The sequence below is a fragment of the Butyricicoccus faecihominis genome (genome assembly GCF_024462775.1).
Lineage (GTDB): Bacteria > Bacillota > Clostridia > Oscillospirales > Butyricicoccaceae > Agathobaculum > Agathobaculum faecihominis_A.
Genome location: NZ_JANGCE010000037.1, coordinates 1 through 17322, shown reverse-complemented (window position 1 = coordinate 17322; position 17322 = coordinate 1). Strand labels below are relative to the sequence as shown.

General features: G+C 54.3%; 19 protein-coding genes. 10 read left to right on the top strand and 9 right to left on the bottom strand.

From position 1 onward, the window contains the following. Positions 1-6: 6 nt before the first annotated feature. Positions 7-654: a hypothetical protein gene (locus NE562_RS15330; protein ID WP_280963293.1), complete on the bottom strand. Its 648-nt coding sequence runs from the start codon at positions 652-654 to the stop codon at positions 7-9. 98 nt (positions 655-752) lie between these two features. Between NE562_RS15330 and NE562_RS15325 the strand changes: the two genes are divergently transcribed. Further along, a complete protein-coding gene (locus tag NE562_RS15325; RefSeq protein ID WP_280963292.1) occupies positions 753-950 on the top strand; it encodes a ribbon-helix-helix domain-containing protein in 198 nt (65 codons plus the stop codon). Between the two features lie 80 nt (positions 951-1030). Here the strand turns inward: NE562_RS15325 and NE562_RS15320 are convergent, their stop codons facing one another. After that, positions 1031-1939, bottom strand: a complete 909-nt coding sequence (locus tag NE562_RS15320) for a LysR family transcriptional regulator (protein WP_280963291.1) — start codon at positions 1937-1939, stop codon at positions 1031-1033. Positions 1940-2325: 386 nt separating this feature from the next. On the opposite strand from NE562_RS15320, the gene NE562_RS15315 reads away from it, so the two are divergent. From NE562_RS15315 to NE562_RS15300, 4 genes are all read left to right on the top strand, one after another. After that, positions 2326-2625, top strand: a complete 300-nt coding sequence (locus tag NE562_RS15315) for a DUF202 domain-containing protein (protein WP_280963290.1) — start codon at positions 2326-2328, stop codon at positions 2623-2625. 85 nt (positions 2626-2710) lie between these two features. Next, a complete protein-coding gene (gene betC / locus NE562_RS15310) occupies positions 2711-4279 on the top strand; it encodes a choline-sulfatase (protein ID WP_280963289.1) in 1569 nt (522 codons plus the stop codon). A 74-nt stretch (positions 4280-4353) separates the two neighbouring features. After that, entirely contained in the window at positions 4354-5763 is a 1410-nt protein-coding gene (locus NE562_RS15305) for a Na+/H+ antiporter NhaC family protein (RefSeq protein WP_280963288.1), read from the top strand. 315 nt (positions 5764-6078) lie between these two features. After that, entirely contained in the window at positions 6079-7206 is a 1128-nt protein-coding gene (locus NE562_RS15300; RefSeq protein ID WP_280963287.1) for an anaerobic sulfatase maturase, read from the top strand. Between the two features lie 29 nt (positions 7207-7235). Here the strand turns inward: NE562_RS15300 and NE562_RS15295 are convergent, their stop codons facing one another. The 7 genes from NE562_RS15295 to NE562_RS15265 all read right to left on the bottom strand — a co-directional run bounded on the left by NE562_RS15295 (position 7236) and on the right by NE562_RS15265 (position 13585). After that, the gene (locus NE562_RS15295) at positions 7236-8837 is read right to left on the bottom strand and encodes an O-antigen ligase family protein (RefSeq protein ID WP_280963286.1); all 1602 of its coding nucleotides are present in this window, start codon (positions 8835-8837) and stop codon (positions 7236-7238) included. A gap of 4 nt (positions 8838-8841) precedes the next feature. Continuing rightward, on the bottom strand, positions 8842-9348 hold the full coding sequence (locus NE562_RS15290; protein ID WP_280963285.1) for a DUF4330 domain-containing protein: 507 nt from the start codon (positions 9346-9348) through the stop codon (positions 8842-8844). A gap of 87 nt (positions 9349-9435) precedes the next feature. Beyond that, a complete protein-coding gene (locus tag NE562_RS15285; RefSeq protein WP_280963284.1) occupies positions 9436-9654 on the bottom strand; it encodes a hypothetical protein in 219 nt (72 codons plus the stop codon). Positions 9655-9710: 56 nt separating this feature from the next. Continuing rightward, positions 9711-10586 (bottom strand): 4-(cytidine 5'-diphospho)-2-C-methyl-D-erythritol kinase, encoded by an 876-nt coding sequence (ispE, locus tag NE562_RS15280; RefSeq protein ID WP_280963283.1) that lies wholly within the window; start codon positions 10584-10586, stop codon positions 9711-9713. Positions 10587-10610: 24 nt separating this feature from the next. Further along, positions 10611-11402 (bottom strand): histidinol-phosphatase HisJ family protein, encoded by a 792-nt coding sequence (locus tag NE562_RS15275; protein ID WP_280963282.1) that lies wholly within the window; start codon positions 11400-11402, stop codon positions 10611-10613. 14 nt (positions 11403-11416) lie between these two features. Then, positions 11417-12313, bottom strand: a complete 897-nt coding sequence (locus NE562_RS15270) for a CPBP family intramembrane glutamic endopeptidase (RefSeq protein WP_280963281.1) — start codon at positions 12311-12313, stop codon at positions 11417-11419. Between the two features lie 66 nt (positions 12314-12379). Beyond that, on the bottom strand, positions 12380-13585 hold the full coding sequence (locus NE562_RS15265) for an acetate/propionate family kinase (protein WP_280963280.1): 1206 nt from the start codon (positions 13583-13585) through the stop codon (positions 12380-12382). Between the two features lie 135 nt (positions 13586-13720). Between NE562_RS15265 and NE562_RS15260 the strand changes: the two genes are divergently transcribed. The 5 genes from NE562_RS15260 to NE562_RS15240 all read left to right on the top strand — a co-directional run bounded on the left by NE562_RS15260 (position 13721) and on the right by NE562_RS15240 (position 17142). After that, positions 13721-14896 carry a nucleotidyltransferase family protein gene (locus NE562_RS15260; RefSeq protein ID WP_280963279.1) on the top strand — a complete coding sequence of 392 codons (1176 nt, stop codon included), beginning with the start codon at positions 13721-13723 and terminating at the stop codon, positions 14894-14896. Next, the gene (locus NE562_RS15255; protein WP_280963278.1) at positions 14886-15140 is read left to right on the top strand and encodes a PF20097 family protein; all 255 of its coding nucleotides are present in this window, start codon (positions 14886-14888) and stop codon (positions 15138-15140) included. The genes NE562_RS15260 and NE562_RS15255 overlap by 11 nt, the downstream gene beginning before the upstream one ends. A gap of 120 nt (positions 15141-15260) precedes the next feature. Further along, complete coding sequence (locus tag NE562_RS15250; RefSeq protein WP_280963277.1) at positions 15261-15605, top strand: PadR family transcriptional regulator; 345 nt, start codon at positions 15261-15263, stop codon at positions 15603-15605. Beyond that, positions 15589-16332 carry a permease prefix domain 1-containing protein gene (locus NE562_RS15245; protein ID WP_280963276.1) on the top strand — a complete coding sequence of 248 codons (744 nt, stop codon included), beginning with the start codon at positions 15589-15591 and terminating at the stop codon, positions 16330-16332. The genes NE562_RS15250 and NE562_RS15245 overlap by 17 nt, the downstream gene beginning before the upstream one ends. Positions 16333-16395: 63 nt before the next feature. Then, the gene (locus NE562_RS15240; protein ID WP_280963275.1) at positions 16396-17142 is read left to right on the top strand and encodes a DUF554 domain-containing protein; all 747 of its coding nucleotides are present in this window, start codon (positions 16396-16398) and stop codon (positions 17140-17142) included. Positions 17143-17322 lie beyond the last annotated feature (180 nt).

Below are 17322 nucleotides of genomic sequence, written 5' to 3'. Positions count from 1 at the left end.
TTAACATTACTGCATTGCAATCCAATTTAATGCGTCTGATTCATACGGAATACAAAAGGTCTTGTGAAGTTGCTTTAAATATGTTTCGTCCAGTTTAAATGTATCAATAAAGCCCAGCATATCTATGATTGTTTGCTCATAACCAGCTATAACACACAAATAGCAGCTCATTAAGTTCTTTTTCGCTCGTTGCAGGCGATTTTTCCGTTCAATATCTTCTTTATTAATTTGTTTTGCAATGGTTTTTATGCCGTTCCACGCTGCTTCTCGTTGCTCTATCATATAGTCAGACCGAAAAAAAACGGCCATACCAGCATTGATCACTTCAAAATATTCACAACAGCGTCTACGCGTACCCATAAATTCATGTAGCGCAATTTGGGTGCCATGATACAAAAAATATCGCCGTATGCTGTTTAGAAAGTCTGTATACTCTAATAGGGCGTCCTCAAGTTGGATCCAAGCCCTACCTAGACCCTCCATCATCTTCCAAAAGCTTGCTTGTTCTTGTTCCATTAGTCTTTGATGTTGGTCAAAATGCTTAGCCGCATATTGCTCTACTGCAACTAACGGACGATAAATATACTCGTCATCAATGTCTTGTGTTAAGGTGGGAAATAAATAAATTTGGTTTTCATTTTGTTGGTTTGACATCTCAATCCGCCCTATCTATGATTATATTTTTGATTAATAAATAATCATATAAATAGCATATAATATCCCTTACTCTTTTACAAGAGGAGATGTTTAAATTGTCGAACTTTATTCCTAAGCAATATCGCAAAGAGCAAATATCTATCAGCCTTGATGTCGAAATATTAAAAACAGTAGAGCAAGCCGCAAAAGACTGGAATTTAAGCCGAAACGCCTTTATTGGACAATGTATTGAGTATGCACTCACCAACATGAAGGCTCCTACTGATTCATCGCAAAGTGAAAATCAGCCTTAACATCTGGTTTTCATTTATAAAAGGGCCCGTTGCAACGCTGGTTGCAACGGGCCCTTTTATTTTTAAGCGGTTTTCCTTATTTAAAAATCAAAACTCACAGCGAGGCATTTGCTTTCGGCTTGTGCACGGCAAAGGTCGATCAACACGTTCATGGAATGGGAAACAGTCTTGTTTTTATTGCGAATTACTGAAAAATTCCGATAGAAGTCCATGTTATCAACACGAAACGATGAGATTTCCCCGCGGTCCAACGCCCCCGAAACTAACGTGCGGGACAGGAACGAAATACCCATTCCGGATATGACGGCGCTTAAAATCGCCTGTGCGCTGATACTTTGCCAAGTTGGATTTAGGATATAGCCCTTTTCCCGGAAGATCGATTCAAGCAGAGAACGTCTGCGGCTTTTAGCCTCCCATAGCAGGATCGGCTGTGTGACGACTTTTTCAAAAGATACATTTTTACTATTAGCGAACGGATGGTCAGTCGCACAGATCCACAGGATATGATCCCTTGCAAACGGCTGTTGGCACAGGCTCTCGTTTTGAATATTGGTCTCCACCAGTCCAAGATCGATGTTGTTCTCCAAAACATCCTGCTCTATTTTCCCGGAGTGCGCGATGCTTACTATAACCTCCATATCAGGAAATTGTTCGCGGAAAGCGACTAAGGCGGCAGGCAGAAGGTAGGTTCCAATGGTCACGCTGGCGCCAACACGCAAAGTCCCCTTAAAGTCCAAGCTACTCATTTCTTGCGTTATGGTATCAAAAAGATTGACGATCTGGATCGCTCTAGGAAGGAAAAACTGGCCCGCCTGCGTGATCTGTAATCGTCGGCCGATGCGATCAAAGAGCTTAACGCCGTAGTGCGATTCCAATTCTGAAAGGGCGAGACTGATGGATGGTTGCGCCAAATACAGCATTTCTCCCGCGGCGGTAGCGCTTCCTGTTTCACAAATCGCGACAAAGATCCGAAGATGTCTAAGGGTCATAGCAATATTCCTTCCCCCAATAGTCGGAACGGCTATCCATCGTTTGTGTGCAGCATACTCATTTTTATTGCGGTTAGATCGGGATTTATTTAAATTATAGCATGTTTTTCAACCTTGGCAACAGGCAACGGCACAAATTTAAAAAATATCCGCTTCAGATTTAGAAATTTTTCCAATTATAACTTTTAAGCTTAAAGACGCAGCGCTTATAACAAAATCGCTATATACAATATTTAATATATGTATTTCCATATTTCGCGTAGAAAGGCTATGATTAATACAACAAACACCAGATATAAAATTACTATATTTGTACAAAGCGCAATGTCTGCCCAGCAGCGCCAAAGGCATACCTTCATGAAGAATTTATTAAGGGAACGGTAAAGATGAAATACATCAATTATGACTATGATAACCGCAAAATGATCCAACGAGACTGGTTGGCTTTGGATCGTACCTTACTCGCTTATGAAAGAACGCATTTGGCTTATCTTCGCACCATCATTAGCTTTTTAGTCGCGGCCCTTACCTTCTCCAATGTACTAAGCGGTTGGAAAAAGATCATGGTACCTCTTATTTTAGCGGTCTCCGCGGTCTATTTTTTAGTGCTGGACCTAAGAATGTTAAAAAGAATGCACGACCGTACCAAGCATATCTGCATAAAGCCCAACGGCAGCGCCCTATAGTGGAATTTTTATTTCACAGCGACAACTGGTATTTCTGTGATCCCGGCAAGCATTTGCGTTTTCATCATATAAGGAGGAATTTAAAATGAGCACAACCAAGAAACCCAATTTCCTGTTTCTCATGTGCGATCAGCTGTCCGCCAGCGCGCTAAGTTGCTACGGCAATACGGTGGTGAAAAGCCCCAATATTCAACAGCTTGCGGATGAGGGCGTTGTTTTTGACAACAACTACTGCACATACCCCATTTGTTCCCCTTCCCGCGCCAGCATGATGTCCGGGCAGCTTCCCTCTAAGATCGATAACTGGGACAATGGCTCCGAATTCCATGCCAGTATTCCCACATTCGCGCACCACCTGCGCTCCAATGGCTACTATACCTGTTTGAGCGGAAAAATGCACTTCATCGGGCCAGACCAGCTCCATGGTTTCGAGGACAGAGTGACGACAGAATCCTATCCCGCCGACTTTTCATGGACCTGCAACTGGGATGTCGGCGGCAAGCTATACCGCTATGAAACGGAAAAAGAAATCGGCTATACGGATATCCGAAATGTCATTGATTCCGGTGTTGCCGATTACTGCCTGCAAATGGATTATGACGAAGAAGTATTTTTTCAGGCCAAACGTAAACTGTATGAATTTGCGCGCTATGACCATGCCGAACAGCCGTTTCTGTTAACCGTTTCTTTTACACAGCCACACGACCCCTATATTGCAAAGCAGCGGTTCTGGGATATGTACAGCGATGATGAGATTGATCTGCCCAAGGTCCCCATGATCCCTTATGAAGAGCAGGACATCCGCCGCCAGGCCGTGCATAAACGTATGCGGCAGGATATTTATGAATTGACGGATGCACAGATCAAACGCGCCCGCCGCGCGTATTACGCCATGATCAGCGATATTGACGAAAAGATTGGCGAACTCCGCAAAATCCTGAAAGAAACCGGACAAGATGAAAACACGATCATCATTTTAACTGCGGACCACGGCGATATGTTGGGTGAAAGAGGCATGTGGTACAAGAACTGCTTTTTTGAAAACGCCATTCATGTTCCGCTGCTGATCCACAATCCCTCGCGCTTGACGCCGCAGCGCCGTTATGAGAATACCTCTCTGGTCGATCTGCTGCCCACCATGGTCGAATTGTCCGGCGGAGATACGCTAGAGCAGTTTTACGATCATTTGGACGGTCACAGCCTGCTCCCCTTGCTCCATGGAGAGGATGCCTCTTGGACCGATACCGTATACTGCGAGCAGAATGAGAACCGAACGCTTTGCACGCGCCTAATGGTCAAAAAGGGTCCTTATAAGTATGTATGGAACCATTTCAAGGAATACGGGGATGCTTTGTATGATCTGGACAAGGACCCGTTGGAACGCCAAAATATGATTGAAGACCCCGCTTATGCCGATGTTTTGGAAGAGTTAAAGGCTTTAGCCGCTGAAAAGTGGGATCTGGAAAACATTCATGCGGTCTGCATACAGGCGCAAAAGCGCAATCGTCTGGTCGTTGATGCATTGCAGCGCGGCCGCTGGCAGCCCTGGGAGATCGGCAATACAGGCCCTTCCGCGGATAAACAATTCGTTCGCTTTGGGGATGTGTTCCCGGATGTGGAGCGCAATAGCTTTGTGAACAAGAGAGACGGCTAAAAGATAGAGAAGCCATGCGCCAGCGGTTCCGGCAATTCAAACGGCAATTTGAAAATTGATGGGAGGAGATTTCTGTGGAAGTCTTAGACTACGGCATATTATCGCTAGTACCTCCAGTTTTGGCTATCGCGTTGGCATTGATCTTAAAAAATGCGGTGTTTGCACTATTGGCGGGTTCTGTCGCAGGCTTTTTTATCATGTCGGGGTTTCATCCGATCGCAACCGTCACCAATACGATGACAGGGGTCATCTCTTCGTTCGCGGGACGCTATGCCGCCATTATACTAATGGTAATGGCTCTGTCATTTGGCATTTCTGAACTAATCGAGCAGTCCGGCGGTTCCAACGGCTTTATCGAATACATTACGCTGAAACGGCAAATTGTAAAATCTCGTAAAGGTTCTATGTTTTTGACTTGGGTGATCGGCGTGATCCTTTACATGAACTGTATGATGAGCATTGTGCTGACCACATTGACCACCAGAAAGCTGAATGATAACTTTAGGGTATCCAGAGTAAAACAAGCCTATATCATCCGTGCCACAGCCTCTCCCGTCAATGGGCTAATTCCCATTGGGCAATGGGGCGGCGTGCTGCTGGGGCTGCTGGCTGCTAACGGGATTGCTGACAGCAACGCCATGCTTTTTGCGGTCATTCCGCTCAATTTTTACTGCATCATTGCCGTTGTGGCGATTTTGCTGATGATCGCTTTTGACAAGGACTTTTTCGCCATGAAAAAAGCGGAGCTACGGGCAAAAGAGACCGGTTTGCTCCATGCAGACGGATATCAAGGCGAAGACGAAGATTTGCATGTGGTCGCACGAAAAGCCGGCGCTTCCTTTGTGTTCGTTCCTACCATTGCGTTGCTGGCGCTTACCTTCGCTTATATGGCGTATAGCGGCGGCGGTAATATTATAGCGGGCGACGCGCTGGGCGGCATTCTTTTCAGTACCGTTGTGACCAGCATCATCACCATCTGCATGAATGTGTTTTCTAAAAATATGACCATGGACGAAGCATGGAAGGCGTTTCTCAAGGGTATGAGTTCCTCTATGGAAATTGAGATCATCTTAGTCATGGCGGTGACGTTCGGCGCGGTGGTGCAATCGATCGGTACGGGGCTGTATCTTGCCAATACCTTTGCCAGCCTTATTACCCCCGCCATTCTGCCCGCGCTGGTGTTTTTGATCGGCGGCGTCATCGGATATGCCACGGGCACGTCGCTCGGGACGGTTTCCTGCATGATGCCAATCGCGATTCCGTGGGCCTTGGCAAACGGCGCAAGCATGCCGCTCGTGATCGCGGCCGCTTGGGGCGCTGCGTTCTTCGGGACGCAAACCTCTCCTATTTCTGACGAAACCTTCGTCACCTCGGCTTTGGTTGGCGTAGATATGTATCAAATGAACAAGACGTCGCTACAGTATAACCTGATTCTATTTGGCGCAGCGTTCCTTTTATACGCAGTCTTCGGATTTATCATGTAAAAAAAAAGTAGACCTGAACGACATCGTTCAGGTCTACTCAGCTTGTCAAAGAACCTTTCGCGCCGCAGCGCGCATAAAATAGGATTTTGCCGTTTGCGGCAAAATCCATAAAAACCGGGAGCATGTATCTCGGTTTTTATACAAACCGGCTTTAAGTGTGCCTGTAAGGCACGCGCAGAAGCCGGAATTCTCGATCGAAATGGGGCTTTGTTTCGATCGACAGACTGTCAAAAATAGTTTTTTGATAGTCTGAGTAGACCTGAACGACATCGTTCAGGTCTACTTCCGTTCCGTATAGAGTTTAAGGAGTTAAAAATGCCACCGATCCATGTATTGATCAAGCCCGCGTCTTCGGCTTGCAATATGGCTTGCCGCTATTGCTTTTACCGGGATGTTGCCGCCAAACGAGACAAGGCCTTCGCAGGGCCGCTTTCTTTGGATACCATGGAAACCATTATTGTTTCCGCCTTGGCATACGCCGATCATTTTTGCAGCTTTTCCTTTCAGGGGGGCGAACCGACGCTTGCAGGACTTTCCTTTTATCGCGATGTAATCGCGTTACAGCAAAAGCACAATCACAAGAACCTCCGCATTCAAAACAATGTGCAGACGAATGGCTACGCATTGACAGAAGAATGGGCCGTCTTCTTTCACGAAAACAATTTTTTGATTGGCCTATCGCTGGACGGTCCCGCTGCGTTACATAATGATAACCGCATTGACACCCATGAAAAGGCAACCTTTCATCAGGTCATGCGAACCGTGCGGCTTTTCAATAAGCATAACGTTGCGTATAATGTGCTCTGTGTCGTCACCGGAAGAAACGCTCGTTTTATCCAGCAGATCTATTCCTTTTATCGTAAAAACGGATTTCGCTGGCTGCAGTTCATACCCTGTTTGGAACCCTTAGGAGCAACCCGAGGAGAAAGCGACTACTTTCTTTCCACCGAGCAGTATGGAAAGTTCCTGATCCGCCTATTTGATTTGTGGTATGCGGAACTAAAAAGCGGAAGCTATATCAGCATTCGATATTTTGACAACTGGATCTCCATACTACTTGGCCATTGCCCGGAAGCTTGCAGTATGACAGGCCGGTGCGCCGTGCAATTTGTCATAGAAGGCGACGGCGGAGTATATCCTTGCGACTTCTATGTGCTGGACGAGTGGCGACTCGGCGTCATTGGTCAGCAATCCTTCGCGGAAATGCTGCAATCGCCTGTGGCGGCCAAATTTATCGAACGCTCTCTCCGTGTACCTCCGGCCTGTCGGGATTGCCCTTATTTTGCGCTCTGCCGCAATGGATGCAGGCGCGAACGGTTTGTACTAGCAAACGGCGAGATCGGCCAGAACTATTTCTGCCAAGCTTTTCAGTCGTTTTTTACCGCCAGAGGGGACGAACTTGCAAGGGCGGCGGTCCTGTATCGTCAAATGCTTCATCGTTAAAAAACAGGTTCTTGGTGCGATTGCCGTCGCTAGGAACTGCGCCTTTTTCTAAAATAGCCGAGATACAGCACCGCGGCGGCCATGCTCCAGAAGTAGGCCATCATGTACGGTACTTCAAAGATATTTTCAAAATAGCAGTGCGTCAATACGCCCATCATCCCCGCGAACATGGATACCGCGAGCACGCGCGTGCGGTCGGTCGCGGTAAACTTCGTCCGGCCGATCGAACGCAGGCACCATATGATCAGACCGATCAACAGGATGATAAAGAAAATAAGCCCCAAATACCCCATTTCCACCATCGTTTTCAGATAGTAGTTATCCATATAGAAGTATTCAAAGGTTTCGGTCTCTTCTATGACCTTGTTCTGCATGGCCACCGCGCCGCCAAAACGGCCCAGACCAAAGCCCAGCCAGCGGTTTGCTTCATGCAGCAGGTTAATGCCGGTCTCCCAGCGGATCATGCGGCCTGCGCGCTGGCTGGCCTCCACATAGTCCGCGGTAAACAGGTAGGTGATACGGTTCGCGATCGAGGGAATCGCGATCAACGCGCCCGCGCCCGCCGCGCCCATCAAGGCGATCAGGCGGCGATCCAAAAAAATCGCGAATACGACGACCGCGACCGCCAAACCGCCCCATGCGCCCTTGGAAAAGGTGAACAGGATGGACATGCACATGATACCCGCCGCGCCCAGCGCCAGCACCTTGACCCACATTTTCTTGCAGTAATACGCAAGGCCCGCCGCCATGGGCGCGAAAAGCACCAACAGGCTGCCCATGATATTGGGGCTGCCCGTGATGGAAAACACGCGCGTGCGCACGCCCTGCTCGGTCTGGGATACCCAGGCGGCCGGTATGGGCGTGGCGACGATGAACTGATAAACGCCGTGCAGCGCCACAACGATCGCCATGGTGAGCAGCGCGCCGTAGAAAATGCCGAAATCCCGGTCGTCCTCCAGCAGGCGGATGACGAGCAGGAACCAAAACAGGTACTGCACCACCGCGCGCCAGCCGTCCAGCGCGATCTTCGGAATGGGCGAGACCGCGCACATTAGGAAAAACGCAACGCCAATAAACAAAAACAGATAACCGTCCAGCGGCGTGGCCCTGCCTTGCACCGGCGCGCGCCGCATGGCGGTGTGCCACAGGATGTAAGCGACCGCCGCGAGCATCAGGCATTCATCCCAGATGGAAGCGGTAAACGCGGGCAGATAGCCCTTGCTCGCCGCCGCGCGGATGAAATAATCCAGCGGCAGATACAGCGCGAGCGCTGTCAGCAGCATGCCGCGGATGCCGAAAAAGCGGCACAGGCGGCCGATTACCCCGCCGCCAAGAAAGTTTGAGACCGGCTTCCAGACCGCGATACAGGCGCGGTACACCACGCTTTGCCGCGTCCAATCGCCCACCCGCTCGATAAGGCGGCGCAGCGCGGCCAAAAAGCGCACATAGCAGCTTCCCGCCGCGCTTGGCAGCGCGGCGGCGCAAAAATGCTCCCACAGGCGGCGAAAGCGGGAATCCACATAAGCATCCCGTACCTTGCCGAAAAAGCCCGCGATCGCACCCATATGGTACCAAGCGCGCAGGCGGACCAACGCCCGCCCGACGATACTGTTTTGCAGGATACCCTTCATACGCTTATTCCTTGGCGATATCGACCGAATCGATATTGCCGGTGGTCTCAAAATCGTTCGTTTTCAGGATAAAGGTACGGCCCGCGCGGACTTCCTGCGTGCCGATCTTGGGCGAGGCCGTGCCCTGCGCCACCGTGGTCTTAATGGTAAAGACCAGATCGCGCTTGGTGCCGTCCAGCGCGTCGACGATGCGGCCGTCCGCCGTGGTCACCTGCTGCACATAGTCGTCAATGTACATATCCTCGATGGTGGCGTTCACATAGTCGTTGCCGCTGACAAGCTGCTTGCCGACCTGACTGTTCCGCTCTACCTCGGCCACCAAAAAAGGCGTGGCGCCGCGCACACGGATCACAGCGGTCATTTCTACTTGCTTTTGCGTTGCCGCTTCAATCTGCGGGCCAAAGAGCTTGTACCCCACGCCGAGCACGACCGCGATCGCCGCCAGCAGCACGAGCAGGTCGACGATATTGATTACGCCGAACAGCTTGCCTTTTTCGTTAATCACTTTCATATGTTATCCTCCGTCGTAATGGCATTTCTTGCTTCTTTGCCATTATAGCACAGCAAAGCGCCTGTTTCAACAGGAAAGACCGCTGACTCAAGCCTTCAGCAGTTGTCCCAGCCACTCGCCGAGTTTCCATTTGAAGACCACTTCTCCGTCATCTACACGCTGCGTTTCCGCCGCCTGTTCCGGCAGCACGGAAAAAGCCGTGCACCACCACGCACCTTTCGGCTGCAAGGGAGAAAACGCGCCGGTAAAAAGCATCGTCAGCGCCATCATCACGGCGCACAGGCTGTGTCTGTCCATTTTTTTCATGTCAAAAGCCCTCCGGAACAATCTGAATGCTTCAGTATGTCCCGAAGGGCTTTTACTTATTCTGTTTTTGTAAAAAACGTGTCCGCAAAGCGGTGGCGCAGCATTTTGGCCGCCGTGCGGGCGCGTCCTTCATCGGTAAACAGGCCGAAAACCGTGGGGCCGGAGCCGCTCATCGCGGTACCGGCGGCCCCGTTTTCCGTGAGAAACGCGCGGATTTCGCCAATCTGCCGCCGCTTTTGCCCGGTGACAAGCTCCATCACGTTGCACAGCCTACTACAAACGCCCGCTAGATCGCCCGCTTCCAGCGCCTTGATCATGCCGTCCGTGTCGGGACGCGTTTCAGGCTCCACCGCGTCCATCTCCTCGTACACTTCCTTGGTCGATACCGCGAAAGGCGGCTTGCACAGCACCACCCAGCAGGGCGGCATGGGCGCAAGGGGCGTAAGCGTTTCGCCGATCCCCTCGGCCAGCATGGTGCCGCCGCGCAGGCAATAGGGTATATCCGCGCCCAGCGTTAGGCCGATGCGGCACAGCTCGTCCAGCGAAAGACCGGCGCCGGTCAGATCGTTCAGCGCGCGCAGCACTGCCGCAGCGTCGGTAGAGCCGCCCGCGAGCCCGGCCGCGACCGGAATGCGCTTTTCGATATGAATTTCCACCGTTTCGAGCAGCAGGCCGGTCTCCACATAAAAGCGCTCCGCCGCGCGGTAGGCCAAATTGCGCTCATCCACCGGCAGATAAGGCAGGCTGCACGTTAAAACAATGCCGCGTCCCTTTCGCTCGCCCGAAACAGTGGCGACGCGCACCTCGTCATGCAGCGCGACGGACTGCATCACCATTTTCACCAGATGATAGCCGTCCTCCCGCCGTCCGGTGACGTCAAGTGTTAAATTGATCTTCGCATGCGCTAAAATCGTTGTTTCTCGCCGTTCCACCTGTTGTTTTCTCCCCAAAATCACTTATATCTCCACCTGTTCCGCCCTGCGATCCCGGAATACGGTAACCGACCGGAAGCCCGCGCGCTTTGCCAGCGCCAGACATTCCTCAATGCCGCGGCCCACGGTTTCCAGCGAATGGCTGTCGCTGCCGACCGATATGCGCTCGCCGCCAAGGCGTTTATATTCATATAGTATATTTTCCGGCGGGCCTACTTTCTTCTGCCAGCCCGCCAGCCCCGCCGCGTTCAGCTCCAGCGCGTAGCCGCGCGCGATGCACGCGCGCAGCACCTGCTCCACGCGATCCATATATTGATCGAACGAGGGCACATAATCCCCATGCCGCATCACGCGCAGCGGATAATCGATATGCGCCAGCACATCGAACCCGCCGTATTCCGTCAGCTTCATCAGCTCCGCAAAATAATCCTTTAAAAACCGGTCGCAGTCGAGGCGCTCAAAATCGTGGAAATAGATATCCACATCATTCGGCATGCCGTGCACCGAGCCGATCACGGTATCGAACGCGTGCGTCTTTAAAAACGCGTCCGCGCGCGGATCGGCATAGGGCTGGCCGATCTCCACGCCGACCAGCAGCTCGATATCCTCCGCGAACACCGCTTTGGCCGCGCGCATATCGCGGATGCAGCCCTCTATATCGGTGGCCTGCGGCGGCAAATGGTGCCAAAAATCAAGATGATCGGTGATCGCGATGATCTCCAAGCCCCGATCGATACAGGCGCGCACCTTCTGTTCCACGGTATGCGGCTCGGCATCCTCCGAATAGCCGGTGTGCATGTGCAGGTCGAGTAGCATGAATAGGTCTCCTCCTAATAAAGAAATGCGGTCATGGCAAATTCGGCAAAGCACGCCGCGAAAATCAGCACCATGCCCGGATTCAGGAACACGGCGCGAAGCGTCGGCTTGCGCCAGCCGCTGTCCCACCGGATATCCCGCCGCCCGCAAATCAGCAGCGCGATCCCCGCCACCGTGATCACAAGCGAGACAAAGCCGTAAAGGGCATACGCCGTGTCGCTCGGCGGCAGCAGCAGCGCCACGCCGCTGTTTGAAAAGTTCACCGCCATGTGGATGAGGACGGGCACGAGCAGCCGGCCGGTGCGGAAATATGCATAGGCAAGCAGCAGCCCGGCGGCAAACGCCAGAAAAAACTGCGAAAAATTGCCGTGGAACGCGGCGAACAACAGGGCCGAGATAAACGCGGCCGAGGCCTGCCCATACCGCGCCAAGCGCCCGGCCAGCAGGTAGCGGAAAACGATCTCCTCGCACACCGGCGCAATGACGCTGACGCACAACACCACTAAGCCGACCGGCATCATATCGATGATCTGGTCCAGATCATTCGACGAGACGCGCCCGGTGGCCAGATAGATCAGCTGGTTTACCACCACGCCGACGAGCGCCCCGACCCATGTGAGCGACAGGCCGATCACAATCCATCGGACGAGCGCGAGCGGCTCGGCCGGCCGCCGCGCGGGTTCGACGCGCGGCACCCTCCGCACCATGCGGAACGCCAGCGGCAGCGACAAAGCATAATGCCCCACCAACGTGAGCGCCAGATACAGCACGTAAGGGATCGCGCCGTTCGTCATATAATATAGGCCGCTCATCAAAAACGACCAAACGACCGAGCAGAGCAGAACGGCCAGCAGCATCAGCCCCAGCGCCGAGCAGATCTTCCGCTCGCGCCGCAGCGCCGTTTCTTCCATACGTTTCTCCCTTCGCGCAAAAAGCAGGGCGGAGCCAAGCGCCCCGCCCCCATTTTTCGGTTTTGCTTATTCGGCCTCGTTTACAAGGCGCTCGGTATCCTTGGCGATCATCAGTTCCTCGTTGGTGGGGATGACCAGCACGCGCACGCGCGCCCAGTCGATCGAGATATCCATCTGGCGGCCGCGGAACTTGTTCTTTTCCGGGTCGATCTTGATGCCGAGGTACTCCATGTGCTCGCACACGTCCCAGCGGACGGAACGGTCGTTTTCGCCGACGCCGGCGGTAAAGATGATCGCGTCCACGCCGCCCATTTCAGCGACGTAGGAGCCGATGATCTTCTTGACCGACAGGTTGAACATATCCTTGGCCAGCGCCGCGCGGGCGTTGCCGTCGTTGATCGCGGCGTCCAGATCGCGGAAATCGGACGATACGCCCGAAATGCCCAGCATGCCGGACTTCTTGTTCAGGATATTGATGACTTCCGCCGCGGAGAGCTCTTCGTGTTCGGCCAAAAATTCGATGATGGCGGGGTCGATATTGCCCGCGCGGGTGCCCATCGGCAGGCCGTCCAGCGGGGTAAAGCCCATCGAGGTATCATAGCTCTTGCCGCCGTTGATCGCGCAGATGGAGGAGCCGTTGCCAAGGTGGCAGGTGATGAGCTTGAGGTTTTCGATCGGCTGGCCGAGCATTTCGGCCGCCTGCTGGGAAACATACTTATGGCTGGTGCCGTGGAAGCCGTAGCGGCGGATCTTGTACTTGTTGTAATACTCGTACGGGATCGCGTACATGTAGTGCGCCTGCGGCATGGTCTGGTGGAACGCGGTGTCGAATACCGCGACCATCGGCACATCCGGGCCCATGACCTCGCGGCAGGCCTGAATGCCGATCAGGTTGGGCGGATTGTGGAGGGGTGCGAGCGGTACGCAGTCCTCGATCGCCTTGAGCACCTTATCGGTGATGATCACGCTGTCCGAGAAGAATTCGCCGCCATGTACCACACGGTGGCCCACCGCGTCGATCTCGTCCATCGAAGAGATAACGCCCTTTTCGGGATCGAGCAGGATGTCGATAACCGCCTTGATCGCTTCCGAATGCGTGGCCATCGGCGTGTGGATGGTGAATTTCTCATCCGATTTATTGCCCGTATGAACCAGCACGCCGTCGATGCCGATGCGCTCGCAAAGGCCCTTGGCCATGACATCGTTGGTCGTCGTCTCCATAAGCTGATATTTCAGCGAAGAGCTGCCGGCGTTGATGACCAGTACTTTCATTTTCAAAACTCCCTCATGCCCGTATTTTAGCGGCTTGCACAAAGCCGCAAAAGCAGATATAATGTTCGTATAACCTATTTTACACGATTTGAACCGATTGCACAACCCAAAATTTTGTTTTTTGAGGAGCGGCCCATGCGTATCTGCGGCGTGATTGCCGAATATAATCCCTTTCACCTTGGCCACGCGCATCATTTGGCCGAAACAAGGCGTATTTGCGGCGCGGAAACGGCGATCATCGCCGTGATGAGCGGCAATTTCGTGCAGCGCGGTTCGTTCGCCCTGCTGGATAAATACACCCGCGCCGAAATGGCCGCGCGGGGCGGGGCCGATCTGGTCGTCGAACTGCCGCTCGCGGCCGCGCTTTGCTCCGCCGAAGGATTTGCGCGCGGCGCCGTGGCCATGCTGGCCGCGCTCGGGTGCGACACCCTATCGTTCGGCAGCGAGACCGCGGATACGGACCTGCTTTGCCACACCGCCCGCCTGCTCGATACGGTGGACGCGCAACCCGCCCCCACGCTGCCGCGCGGCCTTTCCTATGCCGCGGCGCGGCAAAAGGCGTTGGAGCGGATCGATCCCGCCGCCGCGGTATTGCTCTCCGCGCCAAACAATACGCTCGCGGTGGAATACTGCCGCGCGCTCGCGGACACGCCGATGCGGCCGCTCGCCATTGCCCGCCGCGGCGCGGGCCACGGGGCCGCGGCCCCGGCGGAGGGCTTCGCCTCCGCTTCCTACCTGCGCGGCCTTGCCTACGCGGACAAGCTCGCCGCGTGCGCGCCCTATATGCCGCCAGACGCTTACCGCCTGCTGGCGGACAGCGCGGCAAAGGGACTTGCCCCCGCGGCGGCGCCCGAAGGCGCGCTGCTCGCCCTGCTGCGGGACCGGCTTTATCACGGTCTGCTGCTCACCGGCTCGGCGGACGGCTTCGACCAACGCCTGCAAAAGGCGGTCTACCGCGCGCGGGACTATGAAGAAGCTGTCGCTCTCGCGCAGACGCGGCGTTTTCCCGCCGCCCGCGTGCGCCGCGCATACCTGCGGGCCGCGCTTTCCATACCGGCAAACGCGCCCGTCGCCCCCGCTTATCTGCGCGTGCTCGCCCTCGGCCCTAGGGGCCGCGCGCTGCTCCGCCGCGCGCCAAAAGCGCTGCCGGTCATCGTAAAGCCCGTTTCAGAAAAGCGGCTCCCGGAGGCTTTGCAGCCCGCCCTGCGGCGGGACGCGTTCGCGGACGATCTTTTCGCACTGGCCCTGCCCGATCCCGCCGCCCGCGCCGGCGGCTCGCATTTCCGGGGAACGCCCCGCTATGTCCCATAAATCAATATTGGAGGTGCTGACCATGGCAAACTGCCCCTACTGCGGCAAGGAACTGCTGGATGGTAAACTGCTCGGCGATCGAAAGGCGCTCAAGTGGCTCCCAAAGGACAAGGAGCTTCTGTTTGGCCTTTGGGCCGCGGGCGGGCTGTCGGTCGGCACCCATGTGCCCACGCAGCGGTCCGAAGCCCGCGCGTTCTACTGCTCCTACTGCAAAAAGCTGATCATCGATCTGGACAATGCATAGGCCCGCCCAAATCCCCGCCGGTATTTCTGTACCGGCGGGGATTTTTTTGCAAAACTACTTGACCTGTCGTAGTAGTCCTGTTATAATTACCCCATCAGATGAAGTAGAGGAGGCGAAACTATGCTGGGCAGCGACGTGATGCGCGGCTATAACGATACGCTCATCCTTTGCCTGCTGATGCAGGGCGACAGCTACGGCTACGCCATTTCGCGCGAGATCGACAGGCGGTCGGGCGGCGAGTACCCGATCAAGGAAACCACGCTGTACTCCGCGTTCGGGCGGCTGGAAAAACAGGGCTTTGTCGCTTCGTATCAGGGCACGGAAACGCAAGGCCGTCCGCGCACCTATTACACCATCACGGACGAGGGACGCAGGGCCTACACGGCAAAATGCGCCGAATGGCAGGTTTTGAAGCGCGTCGTAGACGCATTTATAAAGGAGGATACGAATGGAAACGATTCGTAATTATGTGGAGGCCTTGTTCGCCCCGCTGCCGCAAACAGCGGATATTTTAAAGCTAAAGATCGATATGCTGGCCAATTTAGAGGAGAAATACAACGCCCTGCGCGCCGAGGGCAAGGGTGAACACGAAGCGGTGGGGCTGGTCGTCGCCTCCATCGGTTCGGCGGAGGAGCTGCGCGCGGAGCTCGGCATAGAAAACGAAGCGCCCGCCCCGGCGGGACCCGGCGCATCCCGGCAGCCTGAAATAGACCCCGCGCTGCGCGAAGAGTACCGCGCCTATCTGGACCGCAAGCATTTACTGATCGCGGTCGCGGTCGCACTGTTTATCCTTTCCCCCATTGCGCGCAACTTTTTTGACGGCATTTCAAATATTTTTCTTCTTGGACAGTTCATCATGTTCGTCTGCATCGGGGTGGGCGTCGCGCTTATCATTCTGGCATGCCAGCGGGATAACTACTACAAAAGGTTCTTTGGTCTGGGCGACAGCGACGATGTACAGGACACTGTGCAGCTCATCAACGCGATCAATGACAACACGACGCACGGAGGCCGCGTCAAATACCGCCTGACCGCGCTGTTCGCGGGCGTTACGTTCCCGATCGCCGCCATGATCTACCTATGCATGGGCGTTCTCGGCGATCTGTGGGACCCGGGCTGGCTCATCTTCCCGGTTTGCGGCGTGCTGACCGGCGTGGTCGCCACGGTTGAATATTTTCAGCATACAAAATGATTTGCAAAACCCTTCTCATGTGCTATAATACTTAGGTTAGCGCACATTAGAGGGGTTTTACTTATGATCGGACTTGGAACAATCATCAACGTGGGCACCGTGCTGGCGGGCACGACGGTCGGCCTGCTGCTCAAAAACGGCCTGCCAAAACGGTTTGAGCGCACGATCTCGCAGTCGCTCGGTCTGTGCACCTTTTTTATCGGCATCGGCGGCGCGGTCTCCGGCTTGGTGACGATACAGAACGGTAAGCTTGCCACGCAGCACACCATGCTGCTGGTTCTTTGTATGATGCTGGGCGCGCTGATCGGCGAGGCGCTCGATATCGAGCGGCGGCTGAACGACTTTGGCGTATGGTGTCAGGCCCGGTTCGCGGGCGGCGGACAGGACGGCAAATTTGTCGAAGGCTTTGTCGCGTCCTCCCTTTTGTTTTGCGTGGGCGCGATGGCGATCGTCGGCGCGCTGGAGGATGGGCTGAACGGCAACCCCTCCATTTTGGCCGCCAAGGCCGTTTTGGACGGCGTGGCCGCCATTGTGTTCGCGGCCTCGCTCGGCAAGGGCGTGTATCTGTCCGTGCTGACGCTCGGCGTCTATCAGGGCGGCATGACGGTGCTGGCGCGGTTTATCCGCCCTTGGCTGTCGGACGAGCTGATCGGGCAAATGTCGTGCATCGGCTCGGTCTTGATCTTCGCCATCGGATTCAACCTGATGTTTGATAAAAAGGTCAAGGTCGGCAACCTGCTGCCCGCCATGTTCCTACCGATCTTGTTCTTTCTGCTGGCGCGGGTGTTCCCCGGACTCAGTACGTTATAAAAATCCGTATCGATTGAGCAATGTCATTAAGATAAGCTTTATCCGATTGTCATTCTAAGGAACAGAGTGACGAGACCGTAGTCCTCTATCCTCATTTCGCCGCCGAGCGGCGATCGAATGAGAGCGAATCTCGCGCGAACGCGCGATTTCGGTAAATTCCGCGCGTTCGCGCGAGATCCT

Coding starts and splice junctions, on each gene's coding strand:
- NE562_RS15285 (WP_280963284.1), bottom strand. CDS start 9,654: ATGAAAAAAATGGACAGACACAGCCTGTGCGCCGTGATGATGGCGCTG.
- NE562_RS15260 (WP_280963279.1), top strand. CDS start 13,721: ATGCGTATCTGCGGCGTGATTGCCGAATATAATCCCTTTCACCTTGGC.
- NE562_RS15240 (WP_280963275.1), top strand. CDS start 16,396: ATGATCGGACTTGGAACAATCATCAACGTGGGCACCGTGCTGGCGGGC.
- NE562_RS15250 (WP_280963277.1), top strand. CDS start 15,261: ATGCTGGGCAGCGACGTGATGCGCGGCTATAACGATACGCTCATCCTT.
- NE562_RS15290 (WP_280963285.1), bottom strand. CDS start 9,348: ATGAAAGTGATTAACGAAAAAGGCAAGCTGTTCGGCGTAATCAATATC.
- NE562_RS15270 (WP_280963281.1), bottom strand. CDS start 12,313: ATGGAAGAAACGGCGCTGCGGCGCGAGCGGAAGATCTGCTCGGCGCTG.
- betC (WP_280963289.1), top strand. CDS start 2,711: ATGAGCACAACCAAGAAACCCAATTTCCTGTTTCTCATGTGCGATCAG.
- NE562_RS15300 (WP_280963287.1), top strand. CDS start 6,079: ATGCCACCGATCCATGTATTGATCAAGCCCGCGTCTTCGGCTTGCAAT.
- NE562_RS15320 (WP_280963291.1), bottom strand. CDS start 1,939: ATGACCCTTAGACATCTTCGGATCTTTGTCGCGATTTGTGAAACAGGA.
- NE562_RS15245 (WP_280963276.1), top strand. CDS start 15,589: ATGGAAACGATTCGTAATTATGTGGAGGCCTTGTTCGCCCCGCTGCCG.
- NE562_RS15330 (WP_280963293.1), bottom strand. CDS start 654: ATGTCAAACCAACAAAATGAAAACCAAATTTATTTATTTCCCACCTTA.
- NE562_RS15275 (WP_280963282.1), bottom strand. CDS start 11,402: ATGCTACTCGACCTGCACATGCACACCGGCTATTCGGAGGATGCCGAG.
- NE562_RS15265 (WP_280963280.1), bottom strand. CDS start 13,585: ATGAAAGTACTGGTCATCAACGCCGGCAGCTCTTCGCTGAAATATCAG.
- NE562_RS15315 (WP_280963290.1), top strand. CDS start 2,326: ATGAAATACATCAATTATGACTATGATAACCGCAAAATGATCCAACGA.
- NE562_RS15255 (WP_280963278.1), top strand. CDS start 14,886: ATGTCCCATAAATCAATATTGGAGGTGCTGACCATGGCAAACTGCCCC.
- NE562_RS15295 (WP_280963286.1), bottom strand. CDS start 8,837: ATGAAGGGTATCCTGCAAAACAGTATCGTCGGGCGGGCGTTGGTCCGC.